The 16,651-nt window shown below is 44.6% G+C and carries 12 protein-coding genes and 2 rRNA genes (1 of these 14 cut by a window edge); 6 read left to right on the top strand and 8 right to left on the bottom strand.

The genetic code is table 11. The annotated features are described in order from the left end of the window. A 23S ribosomal RNA gene (locus V7S74_RS05150) occupies positions 1-2,682 on the top strand; it begins 257 nt to the left of the window's first position. 67 nt (positions 2,683-2,749) lie between these two features. Next, a 5S ribosomal RNA gene (gene rrf / locus V7S74_RS05145) occupies positions 2,750-2,861 on the top strand. A gap of 182 nt (positions 2,862-3,043) precedes the next feature. Here the strand turns inward: rrf and V7S74_RS05140 are convergent. From V7S74_RS05140 to V7S74_RS05125, 4 genes are read right to left on the bottom strand one after another with little or no spacing between them, the layout of a single operon-like run. Then, positions 3,044-3,463, bottom strand: a complete 420-nt coding sequence (locus V7S74_RS05140; RefSeq protein WP_406777686.1) for a Fur family transcriptional regulator — start codon at positions 3,461-3,463, stop codon at positions 3,044-3,046. Next, complete coding sequence (locus V7S74_RS05135; protein WP_406777685.1) at positions 3,464-5,272, bottom strand: ABC transporter ATP-binding protein; 1,809 nt, start codon at positions 5,270-5,272, stop codon at positions 3,464-3,466. Position 5,273: 1 nt separating this feature from the next. Then, positions 5,274-6,284 carry a gliding motility protein GldB-related protein gene (locus V7S74_RS05130; protein WP_406777684.1) on the bottom strand — a complete coding sequence of 337 codons (1,011 nt, stop codon included), beginning with the start codon at positions 6,282-6,284 and terminating at the stop codon, positions 5,274-5,276. Then, positions 6,284-8,908, bottom strand: coding sequence for a valine--tRNA ligase (locus V7S74_RS05125; RefSeq protein WP_406777683.1), 2,625 nt, complete (start codon positions 8,906-8,908; stop codon positions 6,284-6,286). Before V7S74_RS05125 ends, V7S74_RS05130 begins: the two co-directional genes overlap by 1 nt. Before the next feature lie 97 nt (positions 8,909-9,005). On the opposite strand from V7S74_RS05125, the gene V7S74_RS05120 reads away from it, so the two are divergent. Next, positions 9,006-9,443, top strand: coding sequence for a sterol desaturase family protein (locus tag V7S74_RS05120; RefSeq protein ID WP_406777703.1), 438 nt, complete (start codon positions 9,006-9,008; stop codon positions 9,441-9,443). 1 nt (position 9,444) lies between these two features. Here the strand turns inward: V7S74_RS05120 and V7S74_RS05115 are convergent, their stop codons facing one another. From V7S74_RS05115 to V7S74_RS05105, 3 genes are read right to left on the bottom strand one after another with little or no spacing between them, the layout of a single operon-like run. Continuing rightward, entirely contained in the window at positions 9,445-10,695 is a 1,251-nt protein-coding gene (locus V7S74_RS05115) for a sulfate adenylyltransferase subunit 1 (protein ID WP_406777682.1), read from the bottom strand. Between the two features lie 21 nt (positions 10,696-10,716). After that, the gene (cysD, locus tag V7S74_RS05110) at positions 10,717-11,631 is read right to left on the bottom strand and encodes a sulfate adenylyltransferase subunit CysD (protein ID WP_406777681.1); all 915 of its coding nucleotides are present in this window, start codon (positions 11,629-11,631) and stop codon (positions 10,717-10,719) included. A 3-nt stretch (positions 11,632-11,634) separates the two neighbouring features. Then, complete coding sequence (locus tag V7S74_RS05105) at positions 11,635-12,327, bottom strand: phosphoadenylyl-sulfate reductase (RefSeq protein WP_406777680.1); 693 nt, start codon at positions 12,325-12,327, stop codon at positions 11,635-11,637. A gap of 85 nt (positions 12,328-12,412) precedes the next feature. Between V7S74_RS05105 and V7S74_RS05100 the strand changes: the two genes are divergently transcribed. The 3 genes from V7S74_RS05100 to V7S74_RS05090 all read left to right on the top strand — a co-directional run bounded on the left by V7S74_RS05100 (position 12,413) and on the right by V7S74_RS05090 (position 15,633). Continuing rightward, positions 12,413-13,108, top strand: coding sequence for an AlbA family DNA-binding domain-containing protein (locus tag V7S74_RS05100; RefSeq protein WP_406777679.1), 696 nt, complete (start codon positions 12,413-12,415; stop codon positions 13,106-13,108). Between the two features lie 166 nt (positions 13,109-13,274). Beyond that, complete coding sequence (locus tag V7S74_RS05095) at positions 13,275-15,236, top strand: KUP/HAK/KT family potassium transporter (RefSeq protein WP_406777678.1); 1,962 nt, start codon at positions 13,275-13,277, stop codon at positions 15,234-15,236. Position 15,237: 1 nt separating this feature from the next. Beyond that, the gene (locus V7S74_RS05090) at positions 15,238-15,633 is read left to right on the top strand and encodes an HIT family protein (protein ID WP_377977476.1); all 396 of its coding nucleotides are present in this window, start codon (positions 15,238-15,240) and stop codon (positions 15,631-15,633) included. Here V7S74_RS05090 and V7S74_RS05085 read toward each other — a convergent pair. Further along, on the bottom strand, positions 15,625-16,650 hold the full coding sequence (locus V7S74_RS05085) for an NAD(P)H-dependent glycerol-3-phosphate dehydrogenase (RefSeq protein WP_406777677.1): 1,026 nt from the start codon (positions 16,648-16,650) through the stop codon (positions 15,625-15,627). The genes V7S74_RS05090 and V7S74_RS05085 overlap by 9 nt on opposite strands. Position 16,651: the final 1 nt, after the last annotated feature.

The following is a 16,651-nucleotide window of genomic DNA, read 5'->3' as shown; positions in this document are numbered from 1 at the left end:
CCTATTTAAGATAGGAGGCGAACCTGCTGAACTGAAACATCTAAGTAAGCAGAGGAAGAGAAAACAAAAGTGATTCCGTAAGTAGTGGCGAGCGAACGCGGATTAGCCCAAACCAGTGTTGTTGCGGCAAGACTGGGGTTGTAGGACCACGATATCGATTATATAAATCAACGAGAACTGTCTGGGAAGGCAGGCCATAGAAGGTGAGAGCCCTGTATTGGTAAGTTTATGTAATTGTAGTGGTATCCTGAGTAGGGGGGGACTGGAGAAATCCCCTTTGAATCTGCCGGCACCATCCGGTAAGGCTAAATACTACCAAGAGACCGATAGTGAACGAGTACTGTGAAGGAAAGGTGAAAAGTACCCTGAGTAAGGGGGTGAAAAGACCCTGAAACCATACGCTTACAAGCGGTCGGAGCCCTTTCGTGGGGTGACGGCGTGCCTTTTGCATAATGAGCCTACGAGTTACTTTCACTGGCGAGGTTAATCACGTTGACGTGAGCAGCCGGAGCGAAAGCGAGTCTGAATAGGGCGCTTAGTCAGTGGGAGTAGACGCGAAACTTTGTGATCTACCCATGAGCAGGTTGAAGCTCCGATAACACGGAGTGGAGGACCGAACCAGTTTACGTTGAAAAGTATTTGGATGACTTGTGGGTAGGGGTGAAAGGCCAATCAAACTGAGAAATAGCTCGTACTCCCCGAAATGTTTTTAGGAACAGCCTCGGGGTTAAGTTTTAAGCAGGTAAAGCTACCGATAGGACTAGGGGGAGTCAAATCCTACCAAATCCTGACGAACTCTGAATGGCTTAAAATATACCCGGGAGTGAGGGCTGGGGTGCTAAGGTCCCAGTCCGAGAGGGAAAGAACCCAGACCAACAGCTAAGGTCCCAAAATCTTTACTAAGTTGAACTAAGGAAGTCTGATTGCAGTGACAGCCAGGATGTTAGCTTGGAAGCAGCTATTCATTTAAAGAGTGCGTAACAGCTCACTGGTCGAGCGAGGCGGGCATCGATAATAAACGGGCATCAAGTAAAGTACCGAAGCTTTGGATTATATTTATATACTGGTAGGGGAGCATTCTGATCTGCGGAGAAGGTGAAGCGACGAGCTTTGCTGGAGCGTTCAGAAAAGCAAATGTAGGCATGAGTAACGATAATGAGGGCGAGAAACCCTCACGCCGAAAGACTAAGGTTTCCTCAGCTATGCTAATCAACTGAGGGTTAGTCGGGGGCTAAGGGTCTAGCGAAGGCGACAACCTAATGCACAACAGGTTAATATTCCTGTACTTACTTATTGGGCAAATAGATGACGGAGATTACAGGTTACCAGATACTGACGGAATAGTGTCTTTGAGAGGCGGCAGCAATGCCAAAACGAGTGTAGTGAGTAAACTTCCAAGAAAAGTCTAGGCGTGTATAACTGATAAGTAACCCGTACCGTAAACCGACACAGGTGGTCGAGAAGAATATTCTAAGGCGCTCGAGTGAATCACGGCTAAGGAACTCGGCAAATTAACCCTGTAACTTCGGGATAAAGGGAGCCACGAGCAATCGTGGCCGCAGAGAAATGGCCCAGGCGACTGTTTAACAAAAACACATGGCTTTGCTAAATCGAAAGATGACGTATAAGGCCTGACACCTGCCCGGTGCTGGAAGGTTAAGGGGGGATGTTAGCCGCAAGGCGAAGCATTGAACTGAAGCCCCAGTAAACGGCGGCCGTAACTATAACGGTCCTAAGGTAGCGAAATTCCTTGTCGGGTAAGTTCCGACCTGCACGAATGGTGTAACGATCTGGGCACTGTCTCAGCCGTGAGCTCGGTGAAATTGTAGTAACGGTGAAGATGCCGTTTACCCGCAACGGGACGGAAAGACCCCATGAACCTTTACTATAGCTTAGCATTGAGTTTTGGTACTGGATGTGTAGGATAGGTGGGAGGCTGTGAGCCGGTGTCGCTAGGCATCGGGGAGCCAACGTTGAAATACCACCCTTCTTGTACTGGAATTCTAATCCCCAAAGGGGAGACATTGCTTGGTGGGTAGTTTGACTGGGGTGGTCGCCTCCAAAAGAGTAACGGAGGCTTTCAAAGGTTCCCTCAGCACGCTTGGTAACCGTGCGTAGAGTGCAATAGCAAAAGGGAGCTTGACTGTGAGACCGACAAGTCGATCAGGTACGAAAGTAGGATATAGTGATCCGGTGGTTTAGTATGGAACAGCCATCGCTCAAAGGATAAAAGGTACTCTGGGGATAACAGGCTGATCTCCCCCAAGAGCTCACATCGACGGGGAGGTTTGGCACCTCGATGTCGGCTCGTCACATCCTGGGGCTGGAGAAGGTCCCAAGGGTTCGGCTGTTCGCCGATTAAAGTGGCACGCGAGCTGGGTTCAGAACGTCGTGAGACAGTTCGGTCCCTATCTGTTGTGGGCGTAGGAATATTGACAGGTTCTGACTTTAGTACGAGAGGACCGAGTTGGACTGACCGCTGGTATATCAGTTGTTCTGCCAAGGGCATAGCTGAGTAGCCACGTCGGGACCAGATAAGCGCTGAAAGCATCTAAGTGCGAAACTGACCTGAAGATGAGTATTCCATGAAGGGTCCGTGTAGACGACACGGTCGATAGGCTACAGATGTAAAGACAGTAATGTCAAAGTCGAGTAGTACTAATTACCCGAAAGCTTACCTTTTATTAATTTACACACTGCTGTTTATTTTATCTCACAATATGGCTAAAGGCTAAAACCTTGCAAAAAGTATGGAGCCGATAGGACGGGTGTTCACCTCTTCCCATCTCGAACAGAGAAGTTAAGCCCCGCACCGCTGATGATACTGGGATCAAACCCGGGAAAGTAAGTAAGCTCCAAGTTATTTAAAAAAGACCGCCTCCAAGGAGAGCGGTTTTTTTTTGCATAACAGTCACTAGTCACTAGTCGCCGCTATGCGGCTTAGTCGTCACTTCGTGACTTAGTCGACTGCGTCTTAGTTGAAATTAGAGAATAGATTATAGAGTATAGATAGGACTCTCGACTAGCGACTAGCGACTAGCGACTATACTCTACACGAAGTGCACACCCCCTGAATCAACAAATTACTCTCCTGCTTAATAAACCCAGCGGGAAGAACAATGGTGGGGATGTGTACGGTTTCTAGGCAGGTAGTTTGGCCGCATTGATTGCATTTGAAATGCACGTGGTCGTGTTGGTGGTTATGATCACCTTGGTGACATAGTTCTTTACACAGAGCGTATTTCACGCCTCCGTTATCATCTAAAACTTTGTGTAATAATCCTGATGAAAGGAAAGTCTTGAGTGTACGATAAATGGTTACACGGTCGTATTGCTCACTCAGCTTTTGTTCAATATCTCCCTGACTTAAGGCAAAATCTACCGATTGAAAAGAAGACAGAACGTCTAGTCTGCAAGGGGTTGATCGTAGATCAAAGTCTGAAAGGGAATACGTGGAACTCATTTAGCCTAAATGTTCGGTTTGCAATTTGACCATATTTTGGTAAATACCCGATTTCTTCTTCATTAAATCTTCGTGTGAACCGGATTCTACGATCTTGCCTTCTTCCATCACGATGATCAAATCGGCTGAACGAATGGTAGATAATCGGTGTGCGATGATCAAACTCGTTCGGTTTTTCATGAGTTCTTCTAGAGCGGATTGCACCCACTTTTCTGATTCTGAATCGAGTGCACTCGTGGCTTCGTCTAATAATAAGAACTTCGGGTTTTTGAGAATGGCCCGGGCGATGGCGATACGTTGTCTTTGGCCACCTGATAATTTTACACCGCGTTCGCCTACCATGGTATCCCATTTCTCTGGGAAGGATTCGACGAATTCTTTGGCATAGGCTAATTCGGCAGCGGATTCTATTTCTTCTTGGGTAGCGCCTGGTTTACCGTAGGCAATATTTTCACGGATGGTTCCACCGAATAAAAGAACTTCTTGTGGTACTAGGGCAACCATTTTACGCCAATCAGTGATGTCAATATCTGCGATGGCACGATCTCCCAAGGAAATTGAGCCTGACGAAGGTTCGTAAAAACGCATCAACAATTGGGCAAGTGTCGATTTACCTGTTCCTGAGGTGCCTACGATGGCTACTTTTTGGCCTGGTTCAATGGTAAAGTTGATCCCTTTAATGATTTGAACCGATGGGCGTGAAGGGTAAGAGAACTCGAGGTCTTGTACTTTGATTCGACCGAAAGTTACTGCAGAAGCGGTGGAATCACGTGTTAGATCAATCTCCGACGGATCACCTAAGATTTCTAGAATTCGGTCTGAGGCACCAATTGTCTTCTGTAACTGGGCATAAATGTCGCCTAACCCTCCCACGGAGCCTCCGATGAAGGCCGTGTAGAAAATGAAGGTTAATAGATCTGCTAAGATTAAATCACCTTGGGCCACAAGAGCGGCACCGTACCAAACGACTCCCACAATTCCACCGAATAAAGCAAAGATTACAAAGCTTACAAAACCTCCACGTAGCGTTGCAGCTTTCAAAGCTTCTCCTACTACCTTATTTAAGGAAGTGGTGTAGCGATCTACCTCGTATTTTTCGTTGGTGAAGGCTTTGACAGCTTGAATCGAAGTCAAGGTTTCTTCGACGATGATATTGGTGTTAGCGAGTTCGTCTTGGGCTTTTTTGGAAATCTTCCGTATGAACTTACCGAACACGATTGCTGAAATCACCAGAACAGGGAAGGTGGCTAACATGAACAAAGTCAGCTTCCAGGAGATGTAGGTAATTAACGCCACACCACCTACGAGTGTGAAAACCTGGCGGAAGAATTCGGCTAAGGTGATTGATAATACGTCTTGTAATTGCGTGATATCTGATGTGATACGGCTCATTAACTCACCTACGCGTCTTTTCTCGAAATGGAAAATGGGAAGGGTGATGATTTTAGCGTATAAAGTCTGACGCACATCTCGCATGGCTTTCTCAGAGACTTGCGCAAAGGTATAGATGCGGAAGAAAGAGAGAATGGCTTGTACGATTAAAACCGCGAAAAAGAACAGGGTAACTTCGTTGATTTTATACTCCGATTTGCCTTCGATGACCTTCGTCATTTCACCGATTAAAAGAGGAAAGCTTAGGGTTGTCAGGTTAGAAAGTAAGAGAAATGCCATCCCGATAATGAAGGTCCACTTATAGGGAACGACAAAACGGAAGATCTTGATGGCCTTAGAAAGGCCTTGTTTGCTTACTTTAACGGCATCTTTTGGATCTACTCCTCCGCCTATATCACCGTGCTGTTTTTTTGCCATCTTATTTTTTATCTGCTTCTCCGCGGTAGCTTGAATCGAGGAATAATCGATTCGCTTCCGGGTCAGTCAATATCTTTGCTAATGTTGTTTTAGGCTTTTGTTTCCAATAGGAATCCACAATTCGCCATCCTACCCATCGGCCAATGCCGCCTGGACATGCTGGGCCAATTTCGGTCGTTTTTGGTCGTTCGTCCAGGTACTTTGACTTGATAGCCTTATCGGTACTGAATAACAATTTACGATCAATAAAATGTTCCCAAACTTCTTTTTGGAAGGCATTCGTCTCCGCAATTTCTTGTTGAGTATAGCCAAAAAGGAGGCTGTCAGGCACGGATGGCAAAATCGTTTTCGTGAAAACGTAGCCCTTTCCATACCAAATCATATCGCTTAATAAACTGACATCATTATCTGTTTGTTTAATTAAATAGGCAGAATACTGCAGGATGATTTGAGCCACCAGCGCTTGAGGTTCTAGCTTACGCAGCTGGTATTCGTAGACATTAGGGGCTTTGTAAAGACCTTTCGAGCCCATAAAGTAGTCTAAACCCACGATAATCAGGGAGTCCGAAACGACTAAATTTTGGGCAGTATATTCTCCGCCACCGATCCCACCAAATCCCGAGAATACGGTTCTGATTTTGGGTGTTTTGACACCTGGAAACTCTTGCTGAATCTTAGTGAAGGCCTCTTTTAACTCTTTTTCTAGCGCATCACCACCGAAAAAACCAGCCTCTTGACTTTGATCATAGAACTTGCGTAAATCCGGATTCGCATACAAACGGAATAAATCCTGAGCTAAATACGGGGCATTCGAAGGGGTTGCACCGAAATAGCCAACGCTGATTTCGGGGTGCTTCGACAGCAAAGTTGCCATTTCTGCCTCCGATTTCGTGGATGCCATTTCTCGCTCTACACGCTGGAAATCCCACTCGATGGTAACGGCCGAAGCCTCCTTTTCTGAAGAACAGGACCAAAGCAGCAAACTGAAAAGTACAGCGTAGAGAATTTTCATTATCCTAAACGAGCTAGCAATTCTTGTAAGGATTGAATCTTGGTTTCCGCGTCCGCTAATTTCTGTCTTTCGCGCTCCACTAAATCTGGTTTCGCATTCGCCACGAATTTCTCGTTCGCTAATTTTGCTTCGACAGATTTTTTGAAACCTAACAGGTACGCTAATTCTTTCTCTGATTCCGCCTTCACAACGGCTGGATCTTCGTCATTAGCTAAGGGAACGAAGAATTGATCCGCCTTTACTACGAAAGTTTGGGCATCAGCCACCGCATCAGAAACAAAAGTGATAGACTCTAAGTTCGCTAGTTTCACTAAGATGGCCACTACAGGGGCATAAGCCGCTTGATTCTCCGCTTTAACGTGAAGTGCTAAAGCTAACTTAGGCGATAGCTGTTTCGAATTACGAATCTCGCGAATCTTCGTTACCACTTCGAATACGACATCGAATTGAGCTACTAGCGCAGTATCAACAGGGCCTGCTATTGGGAATTCCGCTTTGCAAATGGATTCTCCTTCTGCACGCTCATCGATCACCTGCCAGATTTCCTCCGTAATGAATGGCATGTACGGGTGCATCAAACGCATTAATGAATCGAATAAACTCAATGCATCCCGTAGCGTGTCGGCGTGAATCGGGCTTTGGTACGCTGGCTTGATGATCTCCAAGTATTTACCGCAGAAGTCATCCCAAACTAAGTTATAGATGCTTAAAAGGGCATCGGAAATCCGGAATTTGCTGAAGTCATCTTGAACATCGAGGATGGTTTGGTTTAATTTCGATGTAAACCAAGCCGTCGCTAACACGTGTTCTGGTAGGGAAGCTCCAGGAACTACTTCTAAACCGCGTAGTAGTCTGAAGGCATTCCAAATTTTGTTCGAGAAGTTACGCCCTTGTTCGCACAACTTGTCATCGAACAATAAGTCGTTTCCAGCTGGTGCGGAGAATAATAATCCAGAACGGACGCCATCTGCACCGAAACGCTCGATTAACTCCAAAGGATCAGGCGAGTTGCCTAATGATTTGGACATCTTACGACCTTGCTTATCGCGAACGATACCCGTTAAATACACATTCTTGAACGGCAATTCTTCTCTCCACTCGTAACCCGCCATGACCATGCGCGCCACCCAGAAGAATAAAATATCCGGTCCAGTTACGAGATCGTTTGTTGGGTAATAGTACTTAATCTCTTCGTTATCCGGGTTTTCGATACCATCAAAAACCGAAATAGGCCAAAGCCAAGACGAGAACCAGGTATCCAATACGTCTGGATCTTGTGTCAAATCATCCTCCACTAAGGCATATAGCTGGTATTTGTCTCTAGCGATGCGAAGCGCCTCTTTTTTATCTTTCGCCACGATCACCGTGCCGTCCTCTAAATAGAAGGCTGGGATTTGTTGGCCCCACCACAATTGACGGGAAATACACCAATCACGTACGTTTTCCATCCAAGAACGGTAGGTGTTCTTGAATTTCGCTGGATGCAATTGGATGTTATCATTCATTACATTGTCTAGCGCAGGTTTCGCCATTTCCTCCATCTTCATGAACCATTGCAAAGACAATTTCGGCTCGATCACCGCGCCCGTTCTTTCTGAAGTTCCTACGGTCGATTTGTATTCGTCTGTTTTGGTCAAATACCCTTCTTCCGTTAATTGTTTCACGATGCGCTTGCGAGCCTCGAAACGATCAACACCCACGAATAATACTGCTTTCTCGTTCAACGTTCCATCGTCATTTAAGATGTCGATTACTGGTAACTTATGCTTTAAGCCTAACTCGTAGTCATTTAAATCGTGTGCAGGCGTCACTTTTAAGCAACCTGTTCCAAAATCCAAGGTCACATATTCATCCGGAATAATGCTGATTTCGCGATCGATTAAGGGGATGCGTACTTTCTTGCCATGCAAGTGAACGTAGCGTTCGTCCCCTGGATTCACACAAATCGCCGCATCCGCCATGATGGTTTCTGGACGTGTCGTGGCAATCGTTACCGATCCGCTGCCATCTACGAGGGGATATTGGATGTGGTATAATTTGGCCTGAACATCCTTGTAAATAACTTCTTCTTCTGATAAAGCGGTTTTCCCTTGCGGATCCCAGTTCACCATACGCACGCCGCGGTAGATTAAACCTTTGTTGTATAAACGAACAAACGTATCGATAACTGCTTGATATAGAGATGGTTCCATCGTGAATCGCGTACGATCCCAATCACAAGAAGCCCCTAATTTCTTTAATTGATCGAGGATAATTCCACCGTATTTATCCTTCCATTCGAAGGCATATTGTAGGAATTCCTCGCGGGTAATATCGGATTTCGCAATCCCTTTTTCCTTCAACATCGCCACTACTTTCGCCTCTGTCGCGATGGAAGCGTGGTCCGTTCCCGGTACCCAGCAGGCCTCTTTGCCCTCCATACGCGCCTTCCGAATCAAGACATCTTGAATCGTATTGTTCAGCATATGGCCCATATGTAGCACCCCAGTGACGTTAGGAGGAGGAATAACGATGGTGTAAGCCTCTTTCTCTGGGTTCGGTTTCGAAGCAAAAAGCTTGTTTTCTAACCAGTAAGCATACCATTTTTGTTCAATTTCCTGCGGGGCGTAATTCTTATCTATCATATGTGTTCTATAAGCCTACAAAGATAATTGATTTAGGCCAAAGGTGAGGGTGGTTTTTAAAACAATTCGCCGTAATTTTGGTTGAAATAGCGTTATGATGGTAGTCGGAATTTTACTTTGGTTAGGGACATTTTTAGGAATGGAAGGCGTGGCTTGGTTCACCCATAAATACATTATGCACGGCATTATGTGGAATTGGCACGAATCCCACCACGTACATCACAAGAATAAGCTGGAGAAGAATGACTTATTCTCCGTGGTTTTCGGGATCTCTTCTACCTTAACCATCATCGTGGGGGCTGAAATTCCGGAGTATTGGCCACTTTTTTGGATTGGATTAGGCATCGCGACCTATGGCCTTTTCTATTTTATTTTCCACGATATCATCGTGCACCGTCGAATCAAGATTAAATACAAGGCGGGTTCTGCCTATATGAAGCGCATCATGAAAGCGCATTATGTGCACCACGAGGTGCATACAAAAAAAGGCGCAGAGGCTTTTGGCTTCCTCTACGCCCCTAAAAAATACCAATAATTTATTTCACGAAACCGACTCCTACCGTTGAATTTGAGAATTCATCGATCAGGATAAAGGCTCCATTGGCTGGATTTGCTGCATATTGATCGGCAGCAATCGGTTGTGCCGTGCGCAAAGCAATGGTACCAATCTCATTAAGTTGCAAACCGGAGACACCTTCTGTAGCTGTTTGAGTCGCCACGTCTAGACGTTCCGTAATTTGTGAAATTTTCGCCTTCGTTATATTAATTCCGTGTTGCAATAAATACGTTTTACCTGGAGTTAATGCTGTGTGATCTAACCAGCAAACTTGGGCTGAAAAATCTTTCCATTGTGGAGCCTGATCTTCCGAAGCTAATACAAGCGTATTTCCACGCGAAATATCGATGTCTGTCGTTAGAGTGATCGTTACCGAATCTCCGGCGATTGCCTGCGATAGTTTGTTGTCAAATTTCTCAATCGTCGCAATCGTACTCTCTTGACCCGTAGGCAAGACGCGAATGCTGTCGCCCACTTTAAACGTGCCTGAACTGATTTTACCCGCATAACCACGGTAATCGTGGTAGGCTTCGGTCATCGGTCTCACCACAAATTGAACCGGGAAACGAGCTGGTGCATGTGCTAGGGTAGAGGCATATTCGAAGGCTTCTAATTCGCCTAAGAGTGTATTGCCGCTAAACCAAGGCATTTCGCTAGCCTTTTGGGTGATGTTTTGGCCGTACAAAGAAGAAATAGGCAAGAAGCTGATTTCCTGTCCTTCGAAAGTCGTTTGAGCGACTAATTCGGAAAGACTTTCTTTGATGGCATTAAATGTCGATTCTTGGTATTGCACTAGGTCCATCTTGTTTACACAGATGATCACTTTCGGGATGCGCAACATCGCGGCGATCGACAAGTGTCGAGCCGTTTGTTCAACCACACCTTGGCGGGCATCCACTAGGATTAAGGAAACCTTCGCGTTCGAGGCACCTGTCACCATGTTACGCGTGTATTCCACGTGACCCGGGGTATCCGCAATGATGTACTTGCGGGTAGGTGTGGAGAAATAAATGTGCGCCACATCGATAGTGATTCCTTGCTCGCGCTCGGCGATCAAGCCATCAGTCAAAAGAGATAAGTCTAAAAAGTCTAGTCCCTTGCGTTTAGAAGCACTTTCAAGGGCCTCTATTTTATCTTTGGTAATCGAATTAGTCTCGTATAATAGGCGACCGATTAAGGTACTTTTTCCATCATCAACGGAACCTGCGGTAGCTATGCGTAAAATATCCATGTGTTCTTGTCTTTGATTGAATTAAAAATAACCTTGTTGCTTTCTCTTTTCCATGGCGGCCTCTGAACGTTTGTCGTCGATACGCGCCCCTCTTTCGGATATTTCGGCAGAAAGAATCTCTTCAATAATCACATCGATATCGGTAGCATCCGAAGAAACCGCCGCTGTACAAGTCATATCGCCCACTGTTCTAAAACGAACTGTTGCCTCGAAAGGAATCTCATCTGCCTCCTTATTCAGGTATTCAGAATCTGCCCAAAGCATTCCATCCCGCTCAATCACCTGGCGTTTGTGCGAATAATAGATGCTCGGGATCTCCATCTTTTCTTCTTTGATGTAGTTCCAAACATCCAGTTCCGTCCAGTTCGAAATCGGAAAAACACGAACGTTTTCACCCACCGCGATGCGGCCGTTTAGCATATCAAATAATTCAGGTCTTTGGCGTTTTGCATCCCATTGCCCAAAATCATCACGCACCGAGAATATCCGCTCCTTCGCTCTCGCCTTCTCTTCATCGCGTCTCGCCCCACCGATACAAGCATCGAATTTGAATTCCTCGATGGTATCTAATAAGGTAACCGTTTGCAATACATTACGTGAGGCATATTTACCAGACTCTTCTTTCGCTTTTCCTTGGTCGATGGAATCTTGCACATAGCGCACGATTAATTCCGCTCCCGTTTCTTTCGCTAACCAATCTCTAAATTCAATCGTCTCTGGGAAATTATGTCCCGTGTCGATGTGCACTAATGGGAAGGGGATTTTACCTGGGAAGAAAGCCTTTTGGGCTAAACGAACTAAGGTAATCGAATCCTTTCCTCCTGAGAAAAGTAGGGCTGGGCGCTCAAATTGCGCCGCTACTTCGCGAAGAATGTAAATGGATTCATCCTCTAGTTGGCGAGGAAAATGGCCAATTTTGTCTTGTATTGTCTGCATATATTAGGCGTGTAAACCACATTCTTTTTGTGAATTCTCCCACCACCAACGTCCTGCACGCGGATGTTCACCTTCCGAAATTGCTCGTGTACACGGCGCGCATCCGATAGAAATGAACCCTTTTTTGTGCAAGGGGTTTTGGGGAATCTTGTGATCTGTTAAGTATTTTTCTAAAGTGCTAAAATCCCAATCAATCAGTGGATTAATCTTGAATAATTGACGGCTATCATCCCATTCTAAGATGGGCATGTCCGCTCTGTTTTCTGATTGTTCGGCGCGTAATCCGGTAATCCAAACCTTGGCTCCCTTTAATGCGCGCGATAATGGCTCCATTTTTCGAACAAAACAACACTCTTTTCGGTTCTCTACAGAAACATAGAAGGAGTTAAACCCTTTTTCAGCCACCAGTTTTTCGACGGCAAGCGTAGAAGGGAAAAAGGTTTGAATGGAGATACCGTATTTTTTTATCGTTAAATCCATCAACTCATAAGACTCTTGAAATTGACGGCCGGTATCGAGGGTAAAGATTTCGATATTCGATTTTGTACTCGCTATGGCCTGCGTTATCGCTTGATCTTCTTGCCCAAAGGAGCTAGAAAAGACGATTTTTTCTCCCGCAAAATACGAAGCAATGAACTGAATGCGTTCCGGGAGGTTTCTAGAAAGGAGCTCTTTTTCGAGGTTTGCAGGTGCCATAAAACGATATTTACACAAAGGTACATATTGTCTATTGAATAACTATACTAATAAATAAAAAAATAATTAGCTATCTTCGAGTGTCATGCGAATCGGTTCAGAAATTTTATTGGATTTACCTTTTGGAGACGAAGAAGAGAGCTTGTTAGATGTTCGCAATCTAAAGAATTTAGTGCGTCACGGCGAGGGACTTCGGCTGGAGTTCAAGATGAAGGTGAAATATCCGGAGAAGATCGTCAAAGAATTAGTGGCTTTTGCGAATACCGAAGGTGGCCATCTTTTTGTAGGGGTGAGTGATGCGGGCGTTATAGAAGGAGTGAAATTCGCCGAAGAAGAGCAATTTTTATTAGAGAGAGCCATCGAGAAATATTGTTTCCCTGCCTTCACCTACCGCGCGTATCGAATTCGATTAGATAATGGGCGGGAAGTTTTGGTCTATCAAGTTTATGAAAGTGTGGATAAACCTCATTTTGTCCAACTCGAAACGGATTCGCATCCCATCTGCTATGTGCGCGTGAAAGATCGCACTATTCAAGCGAGCAAAGAAATGAAGCAAATTCTCAGAAGGGAGAACGAGGAGGGGATTAGCTTTGCCTACGGAGATGTAGAACGTTTTCTATTGGATTACGTGCGGGAGAAGGGTAAAATTACCTTATCAGAATTAGCAATGGAGGCTAAAATTCCTACCTGGCTGGCTTCCAGAAAATTAGTGCTTTTAGTATTAACACGAGTGCTCAAAATCGAGCCAGGAGAATCGGTTGACACCTACGTCTTAAATTAATTTCACAGGAAGTTCATTATCAGGAAATTAAATCTATATTTGCATCCGTTTCTTGAAATATTTCAAGAAAACAGATAGAAATAGTACAATTTTGTGCATTTTTTGCACTTATTTAGTAATCAAAACAAAGCCGCTTGATAAGACTTTTACTCCCTAGAGATTAATAATGGAACACAAACACAAAAGTAAAGCCACAGCCGCAGGTTTGTTAGTGGCAATGGGGATCATTTATGGAGATATTGGAACATCTCCATTATATGTAATGCAATCAATCATCGGAGATAATCCGATTAATTCATTAACCGTTTTAGGTGGATTATCTTGTATTTTTTGGACGTTGACGTTACAGACGACTTTAAAATATGTAATTTTAATTTTACGGGCAGATAACAAGGGTGAAGGCGGAATCTTTGCCCTTTTTGCGTTAGTAAGACGTCATGCAAAGTGGCTTACCTTTCCTGCCATTATCGGTGGTGCGACTCTCTTAGCCGATGGAATTATTACACCGCCCATCTCAGTTTCTTCTGCGATTGAAGGATTAAAGATGCTTCATCATGCGGATGGAACGCCATTTGTGACGGACACGGTTCCTATTGTAATTGTTATTTTGACGGTACTTTTTGTCTTCCAAATCTTTGGAACGAAGGTTGTAGGAAAGCTTTTTGGACCGATTATGTTAGTTTGGTTCTCGATGTTAGCCTTGACGGGACTGATTTGGATCGGCCAAGATTGGTCTATTTTTAGAGCTCTTTCACCCTATTATGCTTGGGATTTATTGACAACTCACCAAGCGGGTTCGGCTGGATTCTGGACGCTTGGAGCGGTATTTTTATGTACAACTGGAGCGGAAGCGCTCTATTCTGACTTAGGCCACTGTGGAAGAGAGAATATTCGGGTGAGCTGGATTTTTGTGAAGATTGCGTTGATTTTACAATATTTCGGACAAGGAGCCTGGTTATTAGCTCATGAAGGGGCATTATTAGGCGTACGTAAACCAATTTTTGAATTGTTACCACGTGAGTTCTTATTCACAGGGATTATGATTGCAACGGCAGCGGCGGTTATCGCATCGCAGGCCTTGATTTCGGGTTCCTTTACCCTGATATCAGAAGCGATTCGCTTGAACTTTTGGCCACGTGTTCGCTTGGTTTATCCATCTGATCAAAAAGGACAGTTATATGTTCCTTCCATCAACATTATGTTATGGATGGGTTGTGTGGGAGTTGTTTTGTGGTTTAAAGAATCAGCGAATATGGAAGCGGCCTATGGTTTAGCGATCACGTTGACTATGTTAATGACGACCTCTTTAATGGCGTATTACTTGCACATTAAGAAGGTGGATATGTGGTGGATTCTCTTGTTCTTAGCTGTTTACGTTTCTTTAGAAGGGTCTTTCTTAGTGGCGAACTTGCAGAAATTCTGGCATGGTGGTTATGTTTCCTTATTCATTGCTGGGGTCATTATTTTGATCATGTGGGTATGGTTTAGAGCCACTCGAATTAAGAAGAAATTAACTGAATACGAGAAGTTATCGGATTATATCGAGCCTTTAAAAGAGTTGAGTAAGGATGAGACGATTCCGAAATACGCGACACACTTAGTCTTTATGTCCAATGCGGGTCGTGTGTCAGACATCGAATCGAAGATTATCTATTCTATATTCCAAAGACGTCCTAAGCGTGCCGATATCTATTGGTTCGTCCATGTGGATACCTTGGATGATCCGTATGCAATGGAATACAAGGTGACGGTAATTGAGCCGGATGATATCATCAAGGTGAACTTTAAATTAGGTTTTAAAGTGGAGCAACGCATTAACTTGTACTTCCGTAAGGTGGTAGAAGAAATGGTGGCCCGTGGCGAGGTGGATATTACCTCTCGTTACAAGTCCTTGAACGAGCAAAATGTGATCGGTGATTTCCGTTTCGTGGTATTGGAGAAATTCTTGTCTTATGATAATGAGCTTCCTTTATTAGATCGTATGGTGATGAAGGCCTACTTCTTTGTGAAGCAGTTTACGCATTCGGAGGACAAATACTTTGGCCTGGATTCTGATGCCGTTAAATTAGAGAAAGTGCCTATGATCATAAAGCCGATCACGAAATGTAATTTGAAACGCATCGACTAATATGAGCACGATATTTACCAAAATTGTCAACAAAGAAATCCCTTGTCATCTTATCAAAGAAGACGATCGCTTTCTAGCTTTCTTAGATGTAATGCCCTTAGTGGAGGGTCACGTATTAGTGATCCCAAAACAGGAGGTGGATTACATCTTCGATCTAGAGCCGGAATTGCTAGGTGATTTGATGAAGTTTGCACAGACGATTGCGCCAGCTATTAAGAAGGCGATTCCCTGCAAGCGCGTAGGAGTGGCGGTGATTGGTTTAGAGGTGCCGCATGCACACGTGCATTTAGTACCCATGAATCGGATGTTGGATATTAATTTCTCGCAGGAGAAGATGAAGCCGTCGGCGGAATCTTTGGCAAAAACAGCCGAATTAATTCGCTCATTCTTACTTTAAGAAACCCTTTAGCTTATTCATCTCTAACATCGGATTCGCTTTTTCGTATACGATGTTATAAACCGCCTCGATAATAGGCAACTTGATGTTGTGCTGACGCGAGATGCTGTAGATACTTCGCACGGCATAATAGCCCTCTGCGATCATATTCATCTCAATCTGAGCGGACTTCACGGAATACCCGCGACCGATCATATTTCCAAAGGTTCTATTTCTAGAAAACTGCGAATAAGCCGTCACGAGTAAATCCCCTAAGTAACCAGAACTATTTAAATCACGGTTTTTCTCTGGATAAACGACATCCAAGAAGATCTTGATCTCTTGCATCGCATTACTCACGAGCACGGCTTGGAAGTTATCCCCAAAACCCAATCCCCGCGTAATACCGCAAGCCATCGCCACAATGTTCTTGATAACGGCACAATATTCCACACCATACAAATCCTGGATGGCATGCGCTTGCAAAAAGCGGCTATTCAATAGGTTCGAGAAGGATTGAGCTAGGCTCAAATCCGGCGAAGCAATCGTTAAATACGACTGTTTCTCTAAGGCAACCTCTTCCGCATGGCAAGGGCCAGCGATGACACAGGTTTGGCCTAAGGGCAAATTAAAGGCGCGCTCCATCCAATCCGTTACCAACAGATTTTCGTCTGGAATCATCCCCTTGATGGCTGAAACCACCTTTTTGCCCTCAAAATGTTTCTTATTTAAATCATTTAACGTACTAGGAATGAAAGCGGCAGGAACCGCTAGGATGATGTATTCAACTCCCGCAAGGGCATCCACCATCTTGCTGTAGGTCTTCACTTTACGTGGATTGATGGCCACATCCGTCAAATAGCTGGGATTGTGATTGTATTTACGGATGAATTCCACGTCCGACTTCCGGCGGATCCACCACTTAATTTTCACATTATTCTCCGAAAGGATTTTCACTAAAGCCGTAGCCCAGCTTCCTCCACCTAAGACCGCCACCTGGGTAGGGATCTTTTTCTTTAACTCAGCTAATTCACTCATG

The organism is Aquirufa novilacunae (genome assembly GCF_045310505.1).
GTDB classification, from domain to species: domain Bacteria; phylum Bacteroidota; class Bacteroidia; order Cytophagales; family Spirosomataceae; genus Aquirufa; species Aquirufa novilacunae.
Note: the sequence above shows the minus strand (reverse complement) of the source record. Positions and strands in the feature narration are given on the sequence as shown.